Raw genomic sequence first — 21,290 nt, forward strand, 5'->3', positions numbered from 1 at the left:
CATGCATATTCTAAGAGTAATTCTAGCAGTAACCCTTGTAGCAATCCTCTTCGGCTGTAAAAACGACCCCGATAAAAAGGGAGATGGAACTTTTATTGAAGACGCCACAGATCCTGTGGAAGACTCCCTCGTGAGATCACTGGAAGATTCCGACCTAAAAAAACAGCAGACCATAGAGATCAAGCGAACGGAACTCATCCAGAAAGAGGATGAACGATCGGAGCTTGAAGAACTGGTAACTGCAAAGTCTTTTTTTAAAGAGGAAGATCTGTATGTGCTGGATTTTAAATATCCGTATCTTAATGAATCCCTGAAGCCTTCCTACAATAATTTTAATGAATACCTCCAAAAGTACTATATCGATATAAAAGGGGTGGAAGCACAGATCCTGGAAGATAAGGAACTGTACTGTGATACGCTGCGCACCAATCGTTACCGGGAAAAGCGAAAGGTAGATTACAAGATCTATGCTATTAACGAAAAGCTAATTAGCGTGCTTTTCTACAAAGAGAACTACTATGCCGGTGCCATGCATCCTTCTTACACATTCGACTGTCTAAATTTCGATCTGGTGCGTTCGGTATTCATGAACTATGAGGATTTCTTTATCGATGGCTCCGAAGAAGAACTGCGGAAGATCCTGAACGAATTATTGAACGAGAAGATCGCTTCGGGCGAATTCTTCTACGATTGTTGGGAGATCTCTGAAGACGATTTCTTTGAATACAAGAACAATTTTGTTGTCGATGATAATATGGTGGAATTCTATTTTGACGACTGTGTAATATGTCCTTCCTATACGGGAACCTATTCTATTCAAATACCCTTAACAAAGTTGCTTCCGGTGCTTCGAAAGTATAAGAACAATCCGCTTTTGGGTTAATATTTCTTCGGAAAGAACTACCTTTCTATATCACAAAACCGTTAGTATGAAACAAAACCTTAGTACCATAATAGATTCTGAAACTCCTGTGCTTATAGACTTCCATGCCGATTGGTGTGGTCCCTGTAAAATGCTCGCACCCATCCTGAAACAAGTTAAAGACGAACTGGGAGATACCATAAAGATCGTAAAGATAGACGTGGATAAAAATCAAGCGGCCGCGGCTAAATTCAATGTTCGGGGAGTTCCCACACTTTTGCTTTTTAAAGACGGGCAGCAACGCTGGCGCCAGTCGGGTGTCTTGCAAAAGGATGCGATCATCGCAGCTATAAACGCACATAATTAATGGAGTTACAGCGATATATCGATCATACCTTACTTTCTCCTACTGCCACACCAGAAGATGTGGTGCAACTTTGTGAGGAAGCAAAAAAATACCATTTTTATGCCGTTTGCGTAAACAGCTGTTATGTCTTTCTTGCGAGTAACGAGCTTTTAAACACACCCGTAAAAGTAGCAGCGACCGTTGGATTTCCCTTAGGGGCAGCCTCGAGCAAATCGAAACGAAGCGAAGCAAAGCGTGCCATTAAAGATGGGGCCCATGAGATCGACATGGTCATGAACCTTGGCCTCTTAAAAGCACATCAATACAAAAGTGTTCGCGAAGAGATCACCGCTGTCAAAGAAAGTATTGGAGAGGCCGTTCTCAAGGTCATTATTGAAACCTGTTTTCTCACCGATGAAGAAAAACGTATTGCCTGTAATATAGCCGTAAAAGCGGGTGCACATTATGTAAAGACCTCGACAGGCTTTGGTACGGGCGGTGCAACCCGGGACGATGTTGCCCTTATGTTGGAAGAAGTAGGGCCCGCTGTTAAAGTGAAAGCTTCAGGAGGAATAAAAGATGCGGCCGCGGCACGTGCGTTCATAACACTGGGGGCGAGTCGCATTGGCACCTCATCGGGTATCGCAATTGTTTCAGAAACCTAAAAAAAACAGCATGAGCATACATATTGAAGCCAAGAAAGGAGCGATCGCAGAATCGGTTTTGTTACCGGGTGATCCCATGCGTGCAAAGTGGATCGCCGATACATTTTTGCAGGATGCCGTTTGTTATAATGATGTTCGCGGCATGCTGGGGTATACGGGAACCTATCATGGCAAAAGAATCTCTGTACAGGGAACGGGTATGGGAATCCCTTCGGCACTTATCTATTGTCACGAACTAATAAACGATTACGGCGTGAAGAACCTCATTCGTGTGGGCAGCGCCGGGTCGTATCAACCCGATATCCAGTTGCGGGATATTGTTATTGCCATGGCCGCTTCTTCTACTTCGGGGATCAACAACTCACGTTTTATCAATTCAGATTATTCCCCCACCGCAGATTTCGAGCTTTTTATGAAGGCAGCGAAATACGCCGAAGCCCAGGGCATCCCCATAAAAGCCGGCAACGTGCTTTCGGCAGATGAATTCTACGACGATGACTTCGATTCGTATAAAAAATGGGCTGATTTTGGAGTGTTGTGCGTCGAGATGGAAGCGGCCGGACTGTACACTATTGCAGCTAAATTCAAGGTCAAGGCACTGGCTATTCTCACTATTTCAGACTCTTTGGTATCTAAAAAGGAGGTTTCGGCAGACGATAGAGAATCTACCTTTAGCACTATGATCGAGATAGCGCTCCATACGGTAACGTAAAAAGAGGTCCCATTGCTGAAACCTCTTGCAAAAAACTTAGTTAATTGGTTGAAACTAGATCTTAAAAGTAAGTACCGGAATATCTGAATGATTTGCCAGGTCCTCGCCTACGCTTCCGAAGAAAAAATGCGCCAGTCCTTTTCTTCCGTGTGTGGCTAAAGCGATCGCATCTGCATTTATTTTATTGCTATAGCTGAAGACACCGTCTTCCACCGAATAATCTGCAACATAGACAACATTGTCAAGAGAATCTAAATTTCCAAGATCGGCTTGATACAGGAACTCTCTTACTTTTTCTTCGATCTCTGAAGTACTTCTGAAACGTTCGTTTGGCAAATTGACATGCAACAAATACACGTTGGTGTTGAATTGTCTAAAGAGCTTCATTGCCTTTTGATACGCGCGAATGCTTTCCTTTTCAAAATCGCAGGCGAACACCACATTTTCCAATAAGAATTGTTTGGGGTTGCCTTTAATGACCAGCACCGGGATCTCTGAAGTCCGCACTACCTTTTCGGTATTAGAGCCAACAAACACCTCTGTGAATCCGCTGGTACCATGAGATCCCATTACAATTAGATCGGCTCCGTGCTCCTTTGCCACATCGTTGATCTCGTTGAAGTTTTTGTAATTGTATACGGTGTCTGTTACCTTAACATCTGTTAGGTATTTTTTATCTAAGAACTCCTCAAATCGTTTTTGTGCCAATTTCAAGTAGTACATGGCTTCAAAGACTTCCTTGGATTCGTCCTTATTGATCACTGCTTCCGAAAGGCCCATCATGTGCAGCGCAATGATCTCGGCATCTTGAGATTTGGCTATGGAAGCCGCAGCTTCAAGGGCATAGTCTGAATATTCTGAAAAATCGACGGGTACTAGAATTTTTTTCATCTGTTCTATTTTTAGATTAGTGAGCCGTAAAGGTGGCTTTGCGTTTCTTTAATTGTTTCTGAAGGTCGGATATCGTATTCTTCACCGCCAGTTCGTAATTCTTTTCAGTAGAACTGGCAAATATTCTGGGACCCGGAGCACTCAATTCGATCTCACAACTATGTACGGTCCCCGAAGCGGTATCTGCCACTTTAAAATAGACATCGGCATTGATCAACCATGGAAATTTGGCTGCAAGTTTTTCAAGCTTTTTGGTCGCATAGTTAGACATTGTTTCGCTGGTAGGGATCTTGACAAACTGGATTCGAATGGTCATAGCTAATTGTTTAATTTATATAGCATAAAAATACTTCAGCACAGAGGGATATAAAATGATAAATATCATAGGGTGGTGAACGCACTTAACTGTTTGGATTTCCAATATAAAAAATAGCCCGGCGCTCGCCGGGCTATTCTTCAACAAATCAACCAAAAACCATCCGGACAGGCCTCACCCCGGCCGGATGCAATCATTAGCCTAAGGTCGTTGGACCAACGCACTCCGATCTGGGTACGTTGGTCTGTGCGATCGCTTGAAAGCCGCCCTCTACATCCTTTAGGTTGTCCCAGCCGCAACAAAGTCGGCGTGAAAATGTATTACCAATATATATTTTATTGAAGCATTATTCCGCTTTGCACTATCGATGTAAGGTTACACCTGCCGTAAGGATTAGTAATAAGCTTTCTTGTAGCTACGACAAAGATTGTAGTAATTATTGCAAACCACAGTAACTTTTGTTACACGAAGTTTACAGAAAGGATTCCTTGAGAATAATATATAAGGCCATTAGCAAGACAAACCATCCAAAGCCCTTTTTAAGCTTTTTCCCGTCGATGAAGTTATTCAACCATATACCCACAAAGATCCCTCCGATCGACAAGGCTGAAAAGCTTAGTAAGAAGGTCCAGTCGATGTCCAGATTTTCAATATCGCCAATAAAACCAATAAGGGATTTGATTGCAATGATCAACAAGGATGTGGCGACTGCTTTTTTCATAGGTAGTTTAGCGAGCAACACCAAGGCAGGAATGATGAGGAATCCTCCACCTGCACCCACCACTCCGGTGAGCAGCCCAACCCCCAGACCTTCAATAACAATCAAGGGATAATTGAATTGCACCTTCGTCGTCTCGACACCCTCTTTGCCATTGGACCGTATCATGGAGATCGCAGCTAACAACATGATAATGGCGAAAAATACCATGATACCTACATTTTTTGTGATCACATGATCACCTGCCGTAAAAAGTGTTTGCGGTATTGCGGGCACGATAAATTTTCGAGTGATGTACACGGCAATAAAAGCCGGAATAGAAAAAACAATGGCGGTCTTAAAATCGACGAGCCCCTTCTTCATATTTTGAAAGGCCCCAACCAAGGCCGAAAGCCCTACTACAAATAAGGAATATGCCGTAGCGGTTACCGGATTGATGTACAGCAGATATACGAAAATAGGCACGGTAAGTATGGACCCACCCCCTCCAATAAGACCCAGAACGACCCCAATAAACAATGCCCCTATGTATCCTAAAATTTCGGTTATTTCCACTTTTTAATCGACTCTATCTTTGGCAAAAGTAGATGGCAAGATACTATAAAGAAGTAACTATTGTTACAGAGAAGTTATAAAGAATTTACTTTTATGCTATTTCGATGGAGTTCTATCTTTCCTAAATTCTCCAGTTTTTTCAGCAAGCGAGAGATCACTACCCTGGATGTGTGGAGCTCATAGGCAATTTCCTGGTGGGTGGTGTTCAGCAAATCCTCCTGGGTTATTTTTACTTTATTCTGAAGGTATTTAAGCAATCGTTCATCCATATTGAAGAAAGCAATACTGTCGATCGTGTGCAGGAGTTCATTAAAGCGGTCGTGGTAGCTTTCGAATACAAAATTTCTCCACGATCTGTATTTTCCGGTCCATTCTTCCATTTTCTGAACAGGGATCATGATGAGTTGTGTGTCCAGCTCGGCGATGGCCCGGATCTCACTTTTGGTTTGTCCCATACAGCAGGTCATGGTCATAGCACAGGTGTCGCCTCTTTCCAAAAAATAAAGCAACAACTCATCGCCGTCGTTATCTTCCCTTAACACTTTTATCGCCCCTGAAAGCAGCAATGGCATGGAACGAACATACTCCCCAATCTCGATGAACTTATGACCTTCGGGTACTTCTTTAAAGATACCAACCTCGGCAATTTCTTCAAGCAGTTCGGTCTCGAATAACGATCCGTAATGTTCTTTCAGTGCTTCAATCATTTGTTCATGTATAAGAGGGTGTTATTGTAATCCACTTCTGTGATCTCCAGTTTTAACCAGGTAAAATCTCCCGTCTCCAGTTTCCAGGTGGCGCTGCATTTATTGGGAATATAGTAACCCCCGAATTCTTTATAGGAATCTACGGTAATAATCCACTTTTCTATCTTGGCATCCTCAGTCCCTCCGTAATACCTGTCTGCTTCAAATGTAAGAAGTTTTCCTTCTTCGGAAAAAACAAAAAGTCCCGAAACTTCTTTATCTCCCAACCGAAGCGTAGCCCTCGCCGAAGTTGCATCTACTTCTTCCCAGCTCACGAATTTACTTGCTGCAAATGAAGGATACCAGCACATTTCTCCCAAGAAACGCTGCATGGCGCCGGAATCGATCTTCGCATTAGGACCTTCATCCACCACATTATATAAAGAAAGCAACGAAATACGCATCTCACTTTCACCTTTGTAAAGTTTGTCTCGACCCAATAAAAATAAGGGTTTGTTCATTTGTACCCGTGTGGTCCATACAAACCCGGGATCTGTAAGACTAATGTATTGATCGGCTGTAAAAGGCATCCAGACGCCTTCACCTGTCGTTTTCATTTCACCACGCTGCTTCAGTCGCAGGGCAGCAATTGCGGGTTTCCATAGAACGCCGGAATGATGTAACCATTTTTGAACCACGGCAGGAAGTTCGTGTAGATCTTCGGCTATGATCAATGCCTTAGCATCAATCCCGGTTTCCCCAAACAGCATGCTCACTTCTTTGTTCGTGCGCTTCTCAAACATATTAGATGCAAACGCGATCGTGGCAACGACCAACACAATAATATTTGCCGCTGTTCCAAACTTGGCATCCTTCCAAAAAAGTACAATTAAAATTTGAGATACGATCACTGCTATAAGTGCAACCACAGGCCAATATTCCTGCCGTAATAAGAAGAGTACAGCCGCTACCAGAAAAAGCAATGTCGCCAAGCCCCATAGTATTCCTTGCGGTTTTGTGACCGATGTTTGAAACTGATCGATCGTGGCCAGTTCAAATGCTTTTACGAATCCGATGGAATGGATCAATCCGTGTAAAGCGAGCAGGATGACAAATACTACTTTCATGTTCCCTACTTAAAATGTAGCAGCCACACCTATTCCGAAGCCAACATAGCGCAACGAACTTTCAACGGGGGTGTTTGCTACGGTATAATCTCTGGACAGACTTCGATAGCGCAGTTCGGGACGGAGGAACCAGTTCTCGATGAATTCGTATGCCATTCCTCCTCCTACCTGCCACCCCAGTCCGTGGTCGCTGTCTATAACAGTGCCGTCTTGATTGTTCTCGAATTCGAAATGATTGTAAACCCCTCCGGCATTCACAAAAAATGAAATAGGAGCTGTTCCCCGCGGAATGGTCAATTCGAAGCCAAAGGTGTACCCTGTCTCTTCAAGGTCTATCTTGGGATCTCCAAAAGAACGCTCCTCCAGCTTAAATTGATTCCATCCCCAACCACCGTATGCCGATAGATGCGGCATGAGGTGGTATGAAACCTTGACTTCAAATCCGAAACCCGTGTTGAGTTCCGAATCATTGATCTCTTGTGTAGGAAAGTTAATCCCGGGTCGGAACTCAGCCGACCACTTGTTTTGTGATAATGCAGTGTTGCTGCCTAAAAGCAACATTGTGAAGCATAGTGTAATCGCTACATGTCTCATATTGAATTTTTTTTAAGCTGGTACAATGTAGCTCATGATCTCCGGAACTACCATGATAACGCTCAGTTTTCAGAAGAAAAAGAGGTATGATGTAAGTCATAGTTGTAAACGAGAAACAGCCATACCTTTATAAGATGTACAAAGCGACGGTGTTCAATACTGTGTAACATAAGTTGCTGTCGTGAACAAGAGGGTATCTTACATTAGCATCATTAAACATCATTAAATTCAAGAACTATGGAAATTCAAGAAAATGAATTAAGCACTATGCCGCGTATTGGAGATGACGCACCGGATTTTAATGCAGTGACGACACATGGAAAGTTGAACTTTTCAGAATTCGCAGACGGAAAATGGGTCGTACTATTTTCACATCCGGCCGATTTCACTCCGGTATGCACCACCGAACTTAGCGGTTTTGCCGAAAGAAAAAAAGAGTTCGAGGCGCTGAACACAAAGTTAATAGGTTTAAGTATCGATAGCATTCATTCGCATCTCGCCTGGGTGAACAACGTAAAGGAAAAAACCAATGTATATCTGGACTTCCCCATTATAGCAGACATCGACATGAAGGTGGCGAAGCTCTATGGCATGTTGCAACCCAATGAAAGTGAAACTGCTGCTGTACGCGCCGTTTTCTTTATTGATCCCTATTTGAAGATTCGTTTGGTCATGTACTATCCTTTGAATGTGGGCCGCAACATGGATGAGATTTTGCGCGTATTACAAGCATTACAGGTGTCAGATAAACACAAAGTAGCCCTCCCTCTCAATTGGAAAAAAGGGGATAAAGTAATAGTACCGCCTCCAAAGACCCTGGAAGAGATGGAGGAGCGTGTTTCAAATACCTCCCATGAGAAAATTGATTTCTATCTTGTAAAAAAAGAATTAACGGAAGCAGATAGGTAAATTATTTTCGGAAGCATGGACTAAGTTTTTTAGTAGTATACTGAAAGAAGGTCATACGATAAAACAGAGTATTTTAATCTGAAGTGGGCGGACAGGATTTAAAGAATCCTAATAAACCCTCAGTGCAAATAAAGCTTTGCTTTATTTAAAAATAAAAGCCTTAGTTTTTTTAAGAAATTTATAATACACAAAAAGGGATTTATAGAATCCTAATAAACCCTCAGTGCAAATAAAGCTTTGCTTTATTTAAAAATAAAAGCCTTAGTTTTTTTAAGAAATTTATAATACACAAAAAGGGATTTATAGAATCCTAATAAACCCTCAGTGCAAATAAAGCTTTGCTTTATTTAAAAATAAAAGCCTTAGTTTTTTTAAGAAATTTATAATACACAAAAAGGGATTTATAGAATCCTAATAAACCCTCAGTGCAAATAAAGCTTTGCTTTATTTAAAAATAAAAGCCTTAGTTTTTTTAAGAAATTTATAATACACAAAAAGGGATTTATAGAATCCTAATAAACCCTCAGTGCAAATAAAGCTTTGCTTTATTTAAAAATAAAAGCCTTAGTTTTTTTAAGAAAGTAAACTTTCTACAAAAACCAAAGCTTTTATTTAGTCGGGATGACAGGATTTGAACCTGCGACCACACGGCCCCCAGCCGTGTACGCTAACCGGACTGCGCCACATCCCGAATTTGGAATTGCAAAAATAGGTATTTTAAAGGCTTGTACAAATAAAAAATCTGAACATTTCTGTTCAGATTTTTTTGTCGGGGTGGCAGGATTCGAACCTGCGACCTCCTGCTCCCAAAGCAGGCGCGATAACCGGGCTACGCTACACCCCGAAATGGTCATCAATAAATCGTTTTGCTCCACGATCCTTTATTTTCTTCTCTAACATCATGGCTTGAGACCGATCATCAACCTCAATCTGCAAAATCAAATTCCAAGGGATGCCATACTTTGTTGATGGAACTAATCCCTTGTTGTGTCTTTTCAATCTCTTTTCGACATCTGTAGTTTGACCTACATAATATCTAGAACGTGTGTTGCTGTAAAGAATATATACTCTCATCTTCTCTAGCTTGGGGTGGTCACGCCTCGGCGTGACGACCTCCACGCCATAGCGTGGCGCGATAACCGGGCGGAGTTTATCCTGAGCGACACCTTACAGCGTCGAAGGGCTACACCCCGAAATGGTCATCAATAAATCGTTTTGCTCCACGATCCTTTATTTTCTTCTCTAACATCATGGCTTGAGACCGATCATCAACCTCAATCTGCAAAATCAAATTCCAAGGGATGCCATACTTTGTTGATGGAACTAATCCCTTGTTGTGTCTTTTCAATCTCTTTTCGACATCTGTAGTTTGACCTACATAATATCTAGAACGTGTGTTGCTGTAAAGAATATATACTCTCATCTTCTCTAGCTTGGGGTGGTCACGCCTCGGCGTGACGACCTCCACGCCATAGCGTGGCGCGATAACCGGGCGGAGTTTATCCTGAGCGACACCTTACAGCGTCGAAGGGCTACACCCCGAAATGGTCATCAATAAATCGTTTTGCTCCACGATCCTTTATTTTCTTCTCTTACATCATGGCTTGAGACCGATCATCAACCTCAATCTGCAAAATCAAATTCCAAGGGATGCCATACTTTGTTGATGGAACTAATCCCTTGTTGTGTCTTTTCAATCTCTTTTCGACATCTGTAGTTTGACCTACATAATATCTAGAACGTGTGTTGCTGTAAAGAATATATACTCTCATCTTCTCTAGCTTGGGGTGGTCACGCCTCGGCGTGACGACCTCCACGCCATAGCGTGGCGCGATAACCGGGCGGAGTTTATCCTGAGCGACACCTTACAGCGTCGAAGGGCTACACCCCGAAATGGTCATCAATAAATCGTTTTGCTCCACGATCCTTTATTTTCTTCTCTTACATCATGGCTTGAGACCGATCATCAACCTCAATCTGCAAAATCAAATTCCAAGGGATGCCATACTTTGTTGATGGAACTAATCCCTTGTTGTGTCTTTTCAATCTCTTTTCGACATCTGTAGTTTGACCTACATAATATCTAGAACGTGTGTTGCTGTAAAGAATATATACTCTCATCTTCTCTAGCTTGGGGTGGTCACGCCTCGGCGTGACGACCTCCACGCCATAGCGTGGCGCGATAACCGGGCGGAGTTTATCCTGAGCGACACCTTACAGCGTCGAAGGGCTACACCCCGAAATGGTCATCAATAAATCGTTTTGTGGCTCGCTGTTGGAATACAACAGTAACAGACCCGAAAAACAAGGTGCAAAAATAGGTAAATTTGAAAGCCGGACAAGTGAGATTCTGTTTTATTTTTTACAATACGTTTGCGCCTGGAATCTATACCCAGTTAAAGCCTCAATACGGGTAAGAACGTGCGGTATCCCGAGATGGTAACCACATCATACTGCGAGTGCTCCTAACTAACAATGCCTTTAGGGTAGAAGTATCCATAGGGTATATAGGAGTTATTACCGGGGATACTACGCTATAAGTACGCTATGACTACGCTATAGGTACGCTGTAACTACGCTATTGGCATACCATAACTATATTATAGCTATACTGTATACAATATGCAAAGTATTGATTCTAAGGTCATATCCCGGTGATCCCCTACAAGCCTGACAAAGGTCGTCTCCCTGCATGTTTACTGTATGAATATTTGGGTTTAAGAAAATCCGTTTTGCCATTTTTACGTATATAGTATGTCAGAGACCTTGCAACGAAGTTCTCATTTTCATGCAGGTAGACAAAATCCCCCGCAAAGGCCCCGATCAAAATTCTGATCGGGGTTTTTCAATTGTAGTCCATTTTTAGTATCTTTTCATTCAATCAGAATACTATGAAAAAGATCAATTTTTACACCTTATTACTTCCATTGGTCGTTGCCTGTGCACAGCCCAAGAAGAAGAACGATGTGGCGCTTACCACAGAAGCTCGTACCTACACCATCGAAGCAGTGGTAGAAGGGCTTTCTAATCCCTGGGGAATGACATGGCTCCCGGATGGCAGTATGCTAATTACTGAAAAAAGCGGCGAGCTCATTCACTATAAAGACGGCCAAAAAACATCCGTCGCCAATGTCCCTGAAGTATACAACCGTGGTCAAGGCGGACTTCTGGACATAGAACTACATCCCAGTTATACCGATAACGGCTGGATCTATATTACCTATGCCTCTTCTGAAGGTGAGGGTGAGGGTGGAAATACCGCGCTTATAAGGTGTAAACTGGAGGACAATGCTCTTGTCTCTATCGAAAAATTATATAAAGCCACCCCAAATTCCACGAGGGGGCAACATTTTGGATCCCGTATCGAATTCGATGATCAGGGGTATGTGTATTTTTCTATTGGTGATCGTGGCGATCGAGATACCAATCCGCAGGATATCACGCTGGACGGGGGTAAGATCTATCGCCTGCATGACGATGGAAGGATCCCGGACGATAACCCGTTCGCAGATCAAGCGGATGCGATAAAAGCCATATATACCTACGGAAACCGCAATCCACAAGGCATGGACAAACATCCCGAGACCGGGGCTATCTGGATGCACGAGCATGGCCCTAAAGGCGGTGATGAGATCAATATTGTAGAGAAGGGTGCCAACTACGGCTGGCCGGTGGTATCGTATGGAATAAATTACAGCGGAACCAAATTTACCGATGAAACTTCGCGACCCGGAATGGTACAGCCTGTCTATTATTGGGTGCCTTCCATTGCTCCCTGCGGAATGACATTTGTGACCGGTAATCGCTACCCCGATTGGAAAGGACATCTTTTAGTAGGGTCCTTAAAATTTAATTACGTTGAGCTGTTGCGCTTGCAAGGCGATAAGGTGGTCGATCGCGAAAAGGTCGCAGAGGATGTGGGACGGGTAAGGAATGTAAAACAAGGCCCGGATGGCTATATCTATATTGCTATTGAAGGAGAAGGAATTGTTAAAATTGAACCCAATAATTAAAAAAGGTCGTTACCAAGTAACGACCTTCTTCTTTTTTCAATAAAAACTTTTAAAAACTAATGACAGATTCGAATACGACTCCACTAAATTTACCATCATTGTAAATATTTCCTGGAGCGAATCCATCATAGGTTTGAGAAACGTACTCAAGTTTAGCTAAAACATTTTTCGTTAAGAACACCCCACCGCCAAAATTAATTCTGTCGATGGTCACATCCAGTCCGCTGCCTGCTTCTTCGCCGCTAGCAGTGTTATAACGGCCACCTAAATAGAAGTTTTCGTTACTGCCAAATCGATAGAGCACTTCTACCATAAGTTGTGTCCAATCACGTTTCTTTTGTTTAAACGTGATGAAATCTTCAAATTCAGAATCTGCACGCCCGCTGGTAAACTCGACCAGTCCAAATATTTCCAAACCTTGATATTTCACGAATGGGTTTATCATGATGGCAGTAACTTCATTTCTAAATCCAGGGTCATATCTACCGGATCTAAAGTTACTTGTAGTATTGGCCTCTTCATCTTCTAAAACTAAGTAATATCTTGATCCTGCGCGATCGGCAGAATATAAATAAACTCGACTGGCATGTGCTGTGTTGTAGATAGAACCAGTTAGCCTAACTCTTAAGTCTTCATTTACTTGTTTGTCATATCCTAATTTTCCTAATAATGAGGGAGAAGTAGTTTCTGGATTGTTTACAGCTTGGTTCAACTTACCGTTAGAAACTCCTACCATTGCTATCCATCCGTTGTTTCGATAATATAACTCCCCACCAACTTCGGTGGTAAAGGCATCAAGAATTGTGTTTCCTACAAAGGGGTTGTAGATAGCCGATGAATTATCTGAACGTCTAAAGTGTTGGTCACCATAGTTATTTTCCATATGCCCTATTTTAACAGTAACATATTTCATTAGGTTGCCCAACATGCCTTCTTGAATAAAGTTAAGATTATCAATTTGCAGATACCCTCCTTTTACATAAGGTTCCGGGTGGTGTCTTGAAGAAAGATAAGTTCTTAGGTGCATACGCAACCCATCTGCCAAAGCAACATCAAGATCTAAATTGGCTGTGGCAAGATTAAAATTATCCCCTATTTCTATAAGAGGTAACATTTCATACCAAGGGTTAGCGGGGTCGTCTGTAGCTACAAACCCATTTTCGTGGTCTAAAGCTTGAAACTGTAAAGCGGATGATCCACCTACACGAACTTTAACACCATCAAAGGGTTTAACTATTGAAGTATCTTTGGGAGCTTCAAAGACATTAATACCTTCTTTACTTGGCTCTCTAAAGTTATTTAAACTTCGTTTATTTTGTCCGTAACTTACTACGAACATGAAGAATAGACCTAATACGGTTAATTTTTTCATTAAGTGTTTCATGGTTATAAATAGTTTAAGTTAAACTCAATTGTTATATCGTTTCCAGTTTTGAGTGTCCCCAATAATGCGGTGGGAGGTTCTACATCAAAATCTGACATCTTTAAAGCCTTTTCTCCGTGAATACTTACCTTAGTACTATTTAGTACCAGTGTGGCCGCAATGTCCACTACTTTTGATTTACCTGCAATAGTTAAAGTCCCGTTTAGTATGGCTTTGTATGTATCATTACCTACCGCCTTTATACTCTTCACTTGTTTGAGCTTATAGTATATTTTAGGGTGTTCATCATTCTTTAAAGCATCATACGTCTTCTTGTTCATTACCCTATTATCACTTTCCAGGGTTGTTACTCCCAATGTTACTTGGATGTCTTTAAGAGTCGGGTTCGCAGATTCGGCATTTTCTACAATGAAGAATCCATTAAAAGATTTTGATATCATTTCCCAATCGTGTAGAGAAGAAGTTCCCTTAATAAGAAAGGTGGATTTGTTTCCATTCAACTTGAATTCCTGTAAAAGAACTTTATCTGTTACATTGGTATCAGCCTGTTCTGATTGTTGCGCTAGGAGCAATGCACTGCTGCTTAGAAAAAAATAGAAAAGTAATAGAAGTCTCGTTTTCATATCGCTATGTTTTATTTAATACAAATGTATGGGCGACAGATATGACTAACTATGACTATAATCATAGAATGGAAGAAAGAAATATGACAATTATCATAGTGAGGATTACAAACATTTAGTAAAAACCAGAAAGGACTTCCTTGCGGTTTTGCAGCTATTCAAGAAGAAGGTTAACGCTTATGAGTTTTTTTTACAAAGTTTTTTTATCGAAAATTTTTCTGTAGTTTAAGTGTTATAAACATGTAGTGATCACTTTTAAAATAGTTGTATGCAGTTTAGAAAAACTATAATTCTCATCCCTTATCAACATTAAATTATGAAGAAAATCCTAAGCATTCTGTTGATCTATTTTGCAGGTGTTTCGTGTAACAATTCAGAAAAAAAGAAAACCTCCCTTAAAATAGGTGCGGAAACCGTCGCTTCTAATGACCAGGACCCCTTGAAAAAAAGCATGGAGCGGGGAGCCGTTGTGTATTCAGATTTCTGTATGCAGTGCCATATGGCCGATGGTAAAGGAATTCCCGGAAACTTTCCACCCTTGGCAAATTCCAACTGGCTAAGCGAAAAACGAACCGAAAGCATTCATGCCGTAAAATACGGACAACAAGGAGAGATCACCGTTAATGGTGTTGTGTATAATGGCGTGATGGCCCCCATGGGCCTGAGCGACCAAGAAGTGGCAGATGTTCTTAACTACGTAATGAATTCCTGGGGAAACAGTCAAACAAAACCGGTTACCAAAGAAGAAGTTGCTGCAGTGGCAAAATAAAGAAAAACCAGAATCCTTCTAAAAGGCCAAATCTCATTACCTTTGTCAAAATTAAAATTCTATGCTCATTATTGGCATCGCCGGAGGAACAGGTAGTGGTAAGACTACGGTTGTTCAACAGATCATCGAAGAACTTCCCGCAGACGAAGTGTGCGTCATCTCACAGGATTCCTACTACAAAGATACCAGTCACCTCTCTTTTGAAGAACGGGTAAAGATCAATTTCGATCATCCACAGGCTATTGACTTTAATTTACTGGTGGAACATCTGGAAGAACTTAGAGCGGGAAGATCTTTTGAACAACCCGTCTATTCCTTTGTAGCGCATAACCGCACCTCCGAGACCGTGACCACCTATCCCAAAAAAGTAGTTATTGTAGAAGGGATCCTCATCCTAACACACCCGGAAATTCGGGAGATGTTCGATATTAAGGTATATGTGCATGCCGACAGTGATGAGCGTCTCATTAGACGTTTAAAAAGAGATATTTCCGAAAGAGGACGCGATCTTACTGAAGTACTTACACGATATCAAACAACGCTTAAACCCATGCATCAGCAATTCATTGAACCCACAAAAGAGTTTGCAGATATCATCATCCCTACCAATAGGTATAACACTGTGGCAGTGGAGCTTATTAGAACCATCATTCATCAAAAACTAGCATAGTATGATGAAGTTTTCAGAAATAAAAAATAAAAGATGGATAAAGATATTGGGCAGCACCTATGTACTTATCCTGTTGTTCTTTGTGGTCTGGATGCTTTTTTTTGATACCAATTCCTTTCTTATCCACAAGGAACTCAACGACGACATTGATGCTCTGGAGGAAAACAAGGAATTCTACCAGAATGAGATCAATACCGACAAGGCATTTATTGAAAAGATGCAAGACAGCAATGAGATCGAGAAGTTTGGCCGTGAAAAATATTATTTGAAGAAAGAGAACGAAGATATTTTCCTTATTGAACACGAGGACAGTATTCAAGAAAAGAAAAAGAATGAGTAAATTTTTGTTTGACAAATTTGATCCGGTTTCTGCCAAACAGTGGAAACAGAAGATCCAGTATGAGTTAAAAGGAGCCGATTATAATGAAACCTTGGTCTGGAACAGTCCGGAGGGAATTGATGTAAAGCCTTTTTATCACGGAGATGATGTCTCACATCCGTTTGGCGCTGTTCCCGGCGCACCGCAGTCGTGGTCCATTGGTCAAGCTGTTTTTATAGACGACGAGAAGATCGCTAATACCATTGCACGGGACGCTGTTAAAAGAGGTGCAGAGACCGTCTATTTTATAGCCGCACACGAATTTGACATTCCTGCTGTCTTTGCTGAATTTCCTTTCGACACTACCCCTATTTATTTTGAATGGCATTTCCTTTCGGAAGCATTTCTTTTGCTGCTGAAAGAATACCTCAACGCCAACAAGGCCGTAGTCTACTACAACGTTGATCTGGTTGGGAATTTAGCCCGTACCGGAAATTGGTACCATAATCTGAAGCAGGATCATACCATCCTCGAAAGCATCTTTCAAAAAGATCCTTCGGCTAACATCTTAAGTGTCGATAGTGGTCTGTATCAAAATGCAGGAGCCACCATGGTACAGCAATTGGCGTACGCTCTGGCGCACGCTCATGAATATCTCAATCACCTTTCTGGAAAGGGAATGCTTGCTCCCCAAACCACCGTAACATTTCAAGTGGCTGTGGGTTCCAATTACTTTTTTGAGATCGCAAAGATCCGGGCCCTGAGAAAACTTTACGCTGTCTTGGCTGAAGAATACGGCCTTTCAGAAACGTGCCATATTATGGCAACTCCTTCCAAGCGCAACAAGACACTATACGATTACAATGTAAACATGCTGCGCACCACAACCGAATGTATGAGTGCTGTTTTAGGGGGTGCTAATATGGTCTGCAATATGGCTTACGATGCCATCTATCACAAAAGCAACGAATTTGGAGAACGCATAGCGCGCAATCAGTTGCTTATCTTAAAAGCTGAAAGTTATTTTGATGCCGTAAGTAATCCGGCAGACGGCGCGTATTATCTGGAATCACTAACAGCCGAAATGGCGCAAAAGGCACTTGATGTATTTAAAACCATCGAAGCCGGCGGTGGGTTTCTAACACAACTAAAAGACGGGACCTTACAACGCAAGATCAAGGAAAGTGCAGAGAAAGAGCAAGCCTTGTTCGACAGCGGAGACTTAAAACTGGTGGGCACCAATATCCAACAACATCCTGACGACCGCATGAAGGATACCATAGAGCTTTTCCCCTTTGTCAAGACCAAAGCCCGAAAAACCCTCTTAGCGCCCATTATCGAAAAACGGTTAGCAGAAAAAGTAGAACAGCAACGATTGGACCATGAGTAGAAAGAACATACAGCACCTTCGTTTGGAAGCTTCAGAATTCAACACTGAGAACACTGAAACTTTTAAAACAGCAGAAGACATCAATCTAAAGAATCGCTATACCCCTAAGGATATCGAAGACCTGGAGCATTTGGACTTTGTGGCAGGAATTGCCCCCAACCTCCGGGGGCCTTATGCTACCATGTATGTGCGCCGACCCTGGACCATACGACAATATGCAGGTTTTTCCACTGCCGAAGAAAGCAATGCTTTTTACAGAAGGAATCTGGCGGGCGGACAAAAAGGTTTATCGGTTGCATTCGATCTGGCGACACACCGAGGATACGACAGCGATCATCCTCGTGTTGTGGGCGATGTGGGAAAGGCCGGAGTTGCCATTGACAGCGTAGAAGACATGAAAATTCTTTTCGATGAGATCCCCCTGGATAAGATGAGTGTTTCCATGACCATGAATGGTGCCGTACTTCCTATAATGGCGTTCTACATAGTCGCTGCCCGTGAACAAGGCGTTGCACCCGAAGCCCTGGCAGGGACCATTCAAAATGATATCCTAAAAGAGTTCATGGTACGAAATACCTATATCTACCCCCCTACACCATCCATGAAGATCGTGAGCGATATCTTTGAATATACCTCTCAAAACATGCCAAAGTTCAATTCCATTTCCATCTCGGGTTATCACATGCAAGAAGCCGGAGCTACCTGCGACATTGAACTTGCGTACACGCTTGCCGACGGCTTGGAATATATTCGCACCGGTCTAAAAGCAGGAATGGACATTGATAGTTTTGCACCCCGGCTCTCCTTCTTTTGGGCGATTGGGATGAATCATTTCATGGAGATCGCTAAAATGCGGGCAGCACGAATGTTATGGGCCAAACTAGTGAAGCAGTTTCAGCCAAAAAGCGACAAATCGCTGGCGCTTCGTACTCATTGCCAGACCAGCGGATGGAGCTTGACGGAGCAAGATCCGTTCAACAATGTAGCGCGCACTTGTATTGAAGCCGCAGCGGCCGCCTTTGGAGGCACCCAATCTCTTCACACCAATGCACTGGACGAAGCCATCGCCCTTCCTACAGATTTCTCAGCTCGTATTGCAAGAAACACACAGCTATACCTACAAGAAGAAACCATGATCACGAAAACAGTAGATCCATGGGCCGGTAGTTATTACGTCGAAAAGCTAACGAACGATATCGCTGAAAAGGCATGGGCACTCATCCAGGAAGTAGAAGCCCTGGGCGGGATGACCAAAGCAATTGAAGCCGGTATTCCAAAACTGCGGATCGAAGAGGCGGCCGCACGTAAACAGGCACGCATCGACAGTGGCCAGGATGTGATCGTTGGAGTTAACAAATACCGTTTAGAAAAGGAAGATCCCTTACAAATACTGGATGTGGACAACCAGAAGGTGCGTCTTTCACAAATAGAGCGCCTTGATTCCATAAAAGCCAAGCGCGATGCAGAAGCCGTGGCCGCTGCCTTATCAAAATTAACCCAATGTGCCAAGACAGGTGAAGGAAATTTACTAGCTTTAGCGGTAGAAGCAGCGCAATTACGTGCGACTTTGGGGGAAATAAGTGATGCGCTTGAAGCCGAATTTGGACGGTATAAAGCACAAATAAAATCTTTTAGCGGCGTGTATAGTAAAGAAATTAAAAAAGACCCTTCTTTTGAAAAAGCGAGAGCCATGGCGGATGCATTTGCAGAATCTGAAGGTCGTCGTCCCCGTATCATGATCGCAAAAATGGGTCAGGACGGTCACGACAGGGGAGCCAAAGTAGTAGCTACCGGTTATGCCGATGTAGGATTTGATGTAGATATTGGCCCCTTGTTCCAAACCCCGGCCGAAGCTGCCAAACAAGCTGTCGAGAACGATGTTCATATCCTGGGGATCTCATCCCTTGCTGCCGGGCACAAAACTTTAGTACCACAAGTAATAGAAGCGTTGAAAGGCTACGGTCGTGATGATATTATGGTGATCGTTGGAGGTGTGATCCCTTCGCAAGATTATCAGTTTCTGTTCGATGCCGGAGCCGTTGCGGTGTATGGACCGGGTACCAAGATCAGTGTGGCCGCGATCGAAATGCTTCAGATATTAATGGATTCGGAGGTTGATTAATGGAATACCTCATTAGATCACAACGACTCGGACTTCGGAATTGGGAGCAGTCTGACCTTATTCCTTTTGCTGAAATGGGGCGCGATCCCGAGGTGATGCGATACCTTCCGAAACTTTTGTCCCTTGATGAATCTGAAGCTTTTATAGAAAGAATGCAACATCATTTTGTTACCTACGGCTATTGTTACTTTGCCGTAGACCTCCTGGAAACGAACGAGTTTATCGGCTTTACGGGATTGATGCAACAGCCTTGGGAGAGCAAATTTACTCCGGCCGTCGACATGGGTTGGCGCTTAAAGCGATCTGCCTGGGGAAAGGGGTATGCTTCCGAAGCAGCTGCGGTGTGTCTGCATGCGGCCTTTACGGCATTTCAGTTAGACGAAGTATATGCATTCGCGGCTCAGGGTAATACCGCTTCAGAAAAAGTAATGCAAAAGATCGGAATGTCGTATGCAGGTACCTTTGAACATCCAAAACTCGCCAATGACGATCGATTTGAATATTGTATCGCCTATCGAAAGCAACGTTCAGAAATAAACGCTGTGCACGCATAACATATATGACAGAATACCTTACTTTTACAAGACATTTAAAATACACTTTATGAATTACTCGGGGAAAATGTTACGTGACGACGCTTTAAAAGGAAAAACAATAGTAGTTACCGGAGGCGGCAGCGGACTGGGAAAATCGATGACCACCTATTTTCTTGAATTGGGGGCCAATGTTGTGATCACTTCTCGAAATATTGAAAAACTGGAGCATGTCAAAGCAGAACTCGAAGCGCAAACCGGAGGAAAAGTACTTCCGGTGCAATGTGATGTTCGAAATTATGACGAAGTGGAAGCCATGGTTGAAGCTTCGGTAGCAGAATTTGGCAAGGTGGATGTTTTACTGAACAATGCGGCAGGTAATTTCATTTCACCCACCGAACGCTTATCGGCCAATGCCTTCGACACCATTATCGATATCGTTCTAAAAGGAACAAAGAACTGCACACTTGCTTTCGGAAAGCATTGGATAGAACAAAAAGAAACCAATAAGGTGGTACTCAACATTGTAACCACCTACGCCTGGACCGGATCTGCGTACGTGGTTCCCAGTGCCACAGCCAAGGCAGGAGTACTGGCATTAACACGTTCACTGGCTGTAGAATGGGCAAAATATGGTATGCGGTTCAATGCGATAGCCCCGGGCCCTTTCCCTACCAAAGGAGCCTGGGACCGACTGTTGCCGGGCGATTTGAAAGAGAAATTCGATCTTGCTAAAAAAGTACCTCTGAAACGCGTAGGTGACCACCAGGAGCTCGCAAATTTAGCTGCGTATCTGGTCTCAGACTTCTCTGCCTACCTCAATGGCGAAGTAGTGACCATCGATGGCGGAGAATGGCTTAAAGGTGCCGGACAAATGAATTTATTGGAAGATGTCCCCTCCGAAATGTGGGATATGCTCGAAGCCATGATACGTTCCAAAAAGAGCAAATAAAGGTATCGTGGTGGCAAAAAATAAAAATGGATAAATTGCAGCGCAACCATTTTTTAGGTTTTTGGCGTTATTAAAACACTTGCCATGATTCGTTCCAAAAAGTATAGGTTTCGGTTTGGTTGTGTTAGCCCGGA

At 42.8% G+C, this 21,290-nt stretch carries 25 protein-coding genes and 2 tRNA genes; 13 read left to right on the forward strand and 14 right to left on the reverse strand.

The window, feature by feature from the left end; genetic code table 11:
* Nucleotide 1: 1 nt before the first annotated feature.
* From JS40_RS04970 to deoD, 4 genes are read left to right on the forward strand one after another with little or no spacing between them, the layout of a single operon-like run.
* Nucleotides 2-883, forward strand: a complete 882-nt coding sequence (locus tag JS40_RS04970) for an RsiV family protein (protein WP_034258854.1) — start codon at nt 2-4, stop codon at nt 881-883.
* Between the two features lie 46 nt (nt 884-929).
* Entirely contained in the window at nt 930-1,229 is a 300-nt protein-coding gene (gene trxA / locus JS40_RS04975; RefSeq protein WP_034258855.1) for a thioredoxin, read from the forward strand.
* Nucleotides 1,229-1,873: a deoxyribose-phosphate aldolase gene (gene deoC / locus JS40_RS04980; protein WP_034258856.1), complete on the forward strand. Its 645-nt coding sequence runs from the start codon at nt 1,229-1,231 to the stop codon at nt 1,871-1,873. Before trxA ends, deoC begins: the two co-directional genes overlap by 1 nt.
* 10 nt (nt 1,874-1,883) lie before the next feature.
* Entirely contained in the window at nt 1,884-2,585 is a 702-nt protein-coding gene (deoD, locus tag JS40_RS04985) for a purine-nucleoside phosphorylase (protein ID WP_034258857.1), read from the forward strand.
* A gap of 54 nt (nt 2,586-2,639) precedes the next feature.
* On the opposite strand, the gene JS40_RS04990 is transcribed toward deoD, so the two are convergent.
* From JS40_RS04990 to JS40_RS05015, 6 genes are all read right to left on the reverse strand, one after another.
* Nucleotides 2,640-3,476 carry a universal stress protein gene (locus JS40_RS04990; RefSeq protein ID WP_034258858.1) on the reverse strand — a complete coding sequence of 279 codons (837 nt, stop codon included), beginning with the start codon at nt 3,474-3,476 and terminating at the stop codon, nt 2,640-2,642.
* Between the two features lie 16 nt (nt 3,477-3,492).
* Nucleotides 3,493-3,792 carry a ribosome hibernation-promoting factor, HPF/YfiA family gene (gene hpf, locus JS40_RS04995; RefSeq protein WP_034258859.1) on the reverse strand — a complete coding sequence of 100 codons (300 nt, stop codon included), beginning with the start codon at nt 3,790-3,792 and terminating at the stop codon, nt 3,493-3,495.
* A 472-nt stretch (nt 3,793-4,264) separates the two neighbouring features.
* The gene (locus tag JS40_RS05000) at nt 4,265-5,065 is read right to left on the reverse strand and encodes a sulfite exporter TauE/SafE family protein (protein ID WP_034258860.1); all 801 of its coding nucleotides are present in this window, start codon (nt 5,063-5,065) and stop codon (nt 4,265-4,267) included.
* 74 nt (nt 5,066-5,139) lie between these two features.
* Nucleotides 5,140-5,772 (reverse strand): Crp/Fnr family transcriptional regulator, encoded by a 633-nt coding sequence (locus JS40_RS05005; RefSeq protein ID WP_034258861.1) that lies wholly within the window; start codon nt 5,770-5,772, stop codon nt 5,140-5,142.
* On the reverse strand, nt 5,769-6,878 hold the full coding sequence (locus JS40_RS05010; protein WP_034258862.1) for a DUF6920 family protein: 1,110 nt from the start codon (nt 6,876-6,878) through the stop codon (nt 5,769-5,771). Before JS40_RS05010 ends, JS40_RS05005 begins: the two co-directional genes overlap by 4 nt.
* 9 nt (nt 6,879-6,887) lie before the next feature.
* Nucleotides 6,888-7,472 (reverse strand): outer membrane beta-barrel protein, encoded by a 585-nt coding sequence (locus tag JS40_RS05015; RefSeq protein ID WP_084677438.1) that lies wholly within the window; start codon nt 7,470-7,472, stop codon nt 6,888-6,890.
* A 237-nt stretch (nt 7,473-7,709) separates the two neighbouring features.
* On the opposite strand from JS40_RS05015, the gene JS40_RS05020 reads away from it, so the two are divergent.
* Nucleotides 7,710-8,381, forward strand: coding sequence for a peroxiredoxin (locus JS40_RS05020; RefSeq protein WP_034258864.1), 672 nt, complete (start codon nt 7,710-7,712; stop codon nt 8,379-8,381).
* Between the two features lie 616 nt (nt 8,382-8,997).
* On the opposite strand, the gene JS40_RS05025 is transcribed toward JS40_RS05020, so the two are convergent.
* The 6 genes from JS40_RS05025 to JS40_RS15055 all read right to left on the reverse strand — a co-directional run bounded on the left by JS40_RS05025 (nt 8,998) and on the right by JS40_RS15055 (nt 10,502).
* Nucleotides 8,998-9,072 (reverse strand) — tRNA-Pro (locus JS40_RS05025).
* A 78-nt stretch (nt 9,073-9,150) separates the two neighbouring features.
* Nucleotides 9,151-9,225 (reverse strand) — tRNA-Pro (locus JS40_RS05030).
* Entirely contained in the window at nt 9,216-9,455 is a 240-nt protein-coding gene (locus JS40_RS14765; protein ID WP_034258865.1) for a GIY-YIG nuclease family protein, read from the reverse strand. The genes JS40_RS05030 and JS40_RS14765 overlap by 10 nt, the downstream gene beginning before the upstream one ends.
* A gap of 109 nt (nt 9,456-9,564) precedes the next feature.
* Nucleotides 9,565-9,804: a GIY-YIG nuclease family protein gene (locus tag JS40_RS05035; RefSeq protein ID WP_034258865.1), complete on the reverse strand. Its 240-nt coding sequence runs from the start codon at nt 9,802-9,804 to the stop codon at nt 9,565-9,567.
* A 169-nt stretch (nt 9,805-9,973) separates the two neighbouring features.
* Nucleotides 9,974-10,153 (reverse strand): GIY-YIG nuclease family protein, encoded by a 180-nt coding sequence (locus JS40_RS15050; RefSeq protein ID WP_084677439.1) that lies wholly within the window; start codon nt 10,151-10,153, stop codon nt 9,974-9,976.
* A gap of 169 nt (nt 10,154-10,322) precedes the next feature.
* Nucleotides 10,323-10,502, reverse strand: a complete 180-nt coding sequence (locus tag JS40_RS15055; RefSeq protein ID WP_084677439.1) for a GIY-YIG nuclease family protein — start codon at nt 10,500-10,502, stop codon at nt 10,323-10,325.
* A gap of 770 nt (nt 10,503-11,272) precedes the next feature.
* Here JS40_RS15055 and JS40_RS05040 point away from each other — a divergent pair.
* Nucleotides 11,273-12,394 (forward strand): PQQ-dependent sugar dehydrogenase, encoded by a 1,122-nt coding sequence (locus JS40_RS05040; protein ID WP_034258866.1) that lies wholly within the window; start codon nt 11,273-11,275, stop codon nt 12,392-12,394.
* Between the two features lie 49 nt (nt 12,395-12,443).
* On the opposite strand, the gene JS40_RS05045 is transcribed toward JS40_RS05040, so the two are convergent.
* Nucleotides 12,444-13,766: a hypothetical protein gene (locus JS40_RS05045; RefSeq protein ID WP_084677530.1), complete on the reverse strand. Its 1,323-nt coding sequence runs from the start codon at nt 13,764-13,766 to the stop codon at nt 12,444-12,446.
* Nucleotides 13,767-13,780: 14 nt separating this feature from the next.
* On the reverse strand, nt 13,781-14,401 hold the full coding sequence (locus JS40_RS05050) for a YceI family protein (protein WP_051957500.1): 621 nt from the start codon (nt 14,399-14,401) through the stop codon (nt 13,781-13,783).
* A gap of 316 nt (nt 14,402-14,717) precedes the next feature.
* On the opposite strand from JS40_RS05050, the gene JS40_RS05055 reads away from it, so the two are divergent.
* The 7 genes from JS40_RS05055 (at nt 14,718) to JS40_RS05085 (ending at nt 21,156) form a co-directional block, all read left to right on the forward strand.
* Nucleotides 14,718-15,170, forward strand: a complete 453-nt coding sequence (locus JS40_RS05055; protein ID WP_034258868.1) for a c-type cytochrome — start codon at nt 14,718-14,720, stop codon at nt 15,168-15,170.
* Between the two features lie 61 nt (nt 15,171-15,231).
* Nucleotides 15,232-15,840, forward strand: a complete 609-nt coding sequence (gene udk / locus JS40_RS05060) for a uridine kinase (RefSeq protein ID WP_034258869.1) — start codon at nt 15,232-15,234, stop codon at nt 15,838-15,840.
* 1 nt (nt 15,841) lies between these two features.
* Nucleotides 15,842-16,180 carry an FtsB family cell division protein gene (locus JS40_RS05065; protein WP_316932506.1) on the forward strand — a complete coding sequence of 113 codons (339 nt, stop codon included), beginning with the start codon at nt 15,842-15,844 and terminating at the stop codon, nt 16,178-16,180.
* Nucleotides 16,173-17,549: a methylmalonyl-CoA mutase subunit beta gene (locus JS40_RS05070; RefSeq protein ID WP_034258870.1), complete on the forward strand. Its 1,377-nt coding sequence runs from the start codon at nt 16,173-16,175 to the stop codon at nt 17,547-17,549. Before JS40_RS05065 ends, JS40_RS05070 begins: the two co-directional genes overlap by 8 nt.
* Complete coding sequence (gene scpA / locus JS40_RS05075; RefSeq protein ID WP_034258871.1) at nt 17,542-19,671, forward strand: methylmalonyl-CoA mutase; 2,130 nt, start codon at nt 17,542-17,544, stop codon at nt 19,669-19,671. Before JS40_RS05070 ends, scpA begins: the two co-directional genes overlap by 8 nt.
* Nucleotides 19,671-20,225 carry a GNAT family N-acetyltransferase gene (locus JS40_RS05080; RefSeq protein ID WP_034258873.1) on the forward strand — a complete coding sequence of 185 codons (555 nt, stop codon included), beginning with the start codon at nt 19,671-19,673 and terminating at the stop codon, nt 20,223-20,225. The genes scpA and JS40_RS05080 overlap by 1 nt, the downstream gene beginning before the upstream one ends.
* A 49-nt stretch (nt 20,226-20,274) precedes the next feature.
* On the forward strand, nt 20,275-21,156 hold the full coding sequence (locus tag JS40_RS05085; protein ID WP_034258875.1) for an SDR family oxidoreductase: 882 nt from the start codon (nt 20,275-20,277) through the stop codon (nt 21,154-21,156).
* The last annotated feature ends 134 nt before the right edge of the window (nt 21,157-21,290 follow it).

Origin of the sequence: Altibacter lentus (assembly GCF_000746845.1) — a bacterium.
In the GTDB taxonomy this organism is placed as follows: Bacteria; Bacteroidota; Bacteroidia; order Flavobacteriales; family Flavobacteriaceae; genus Altibacter; species Altibacter lentus.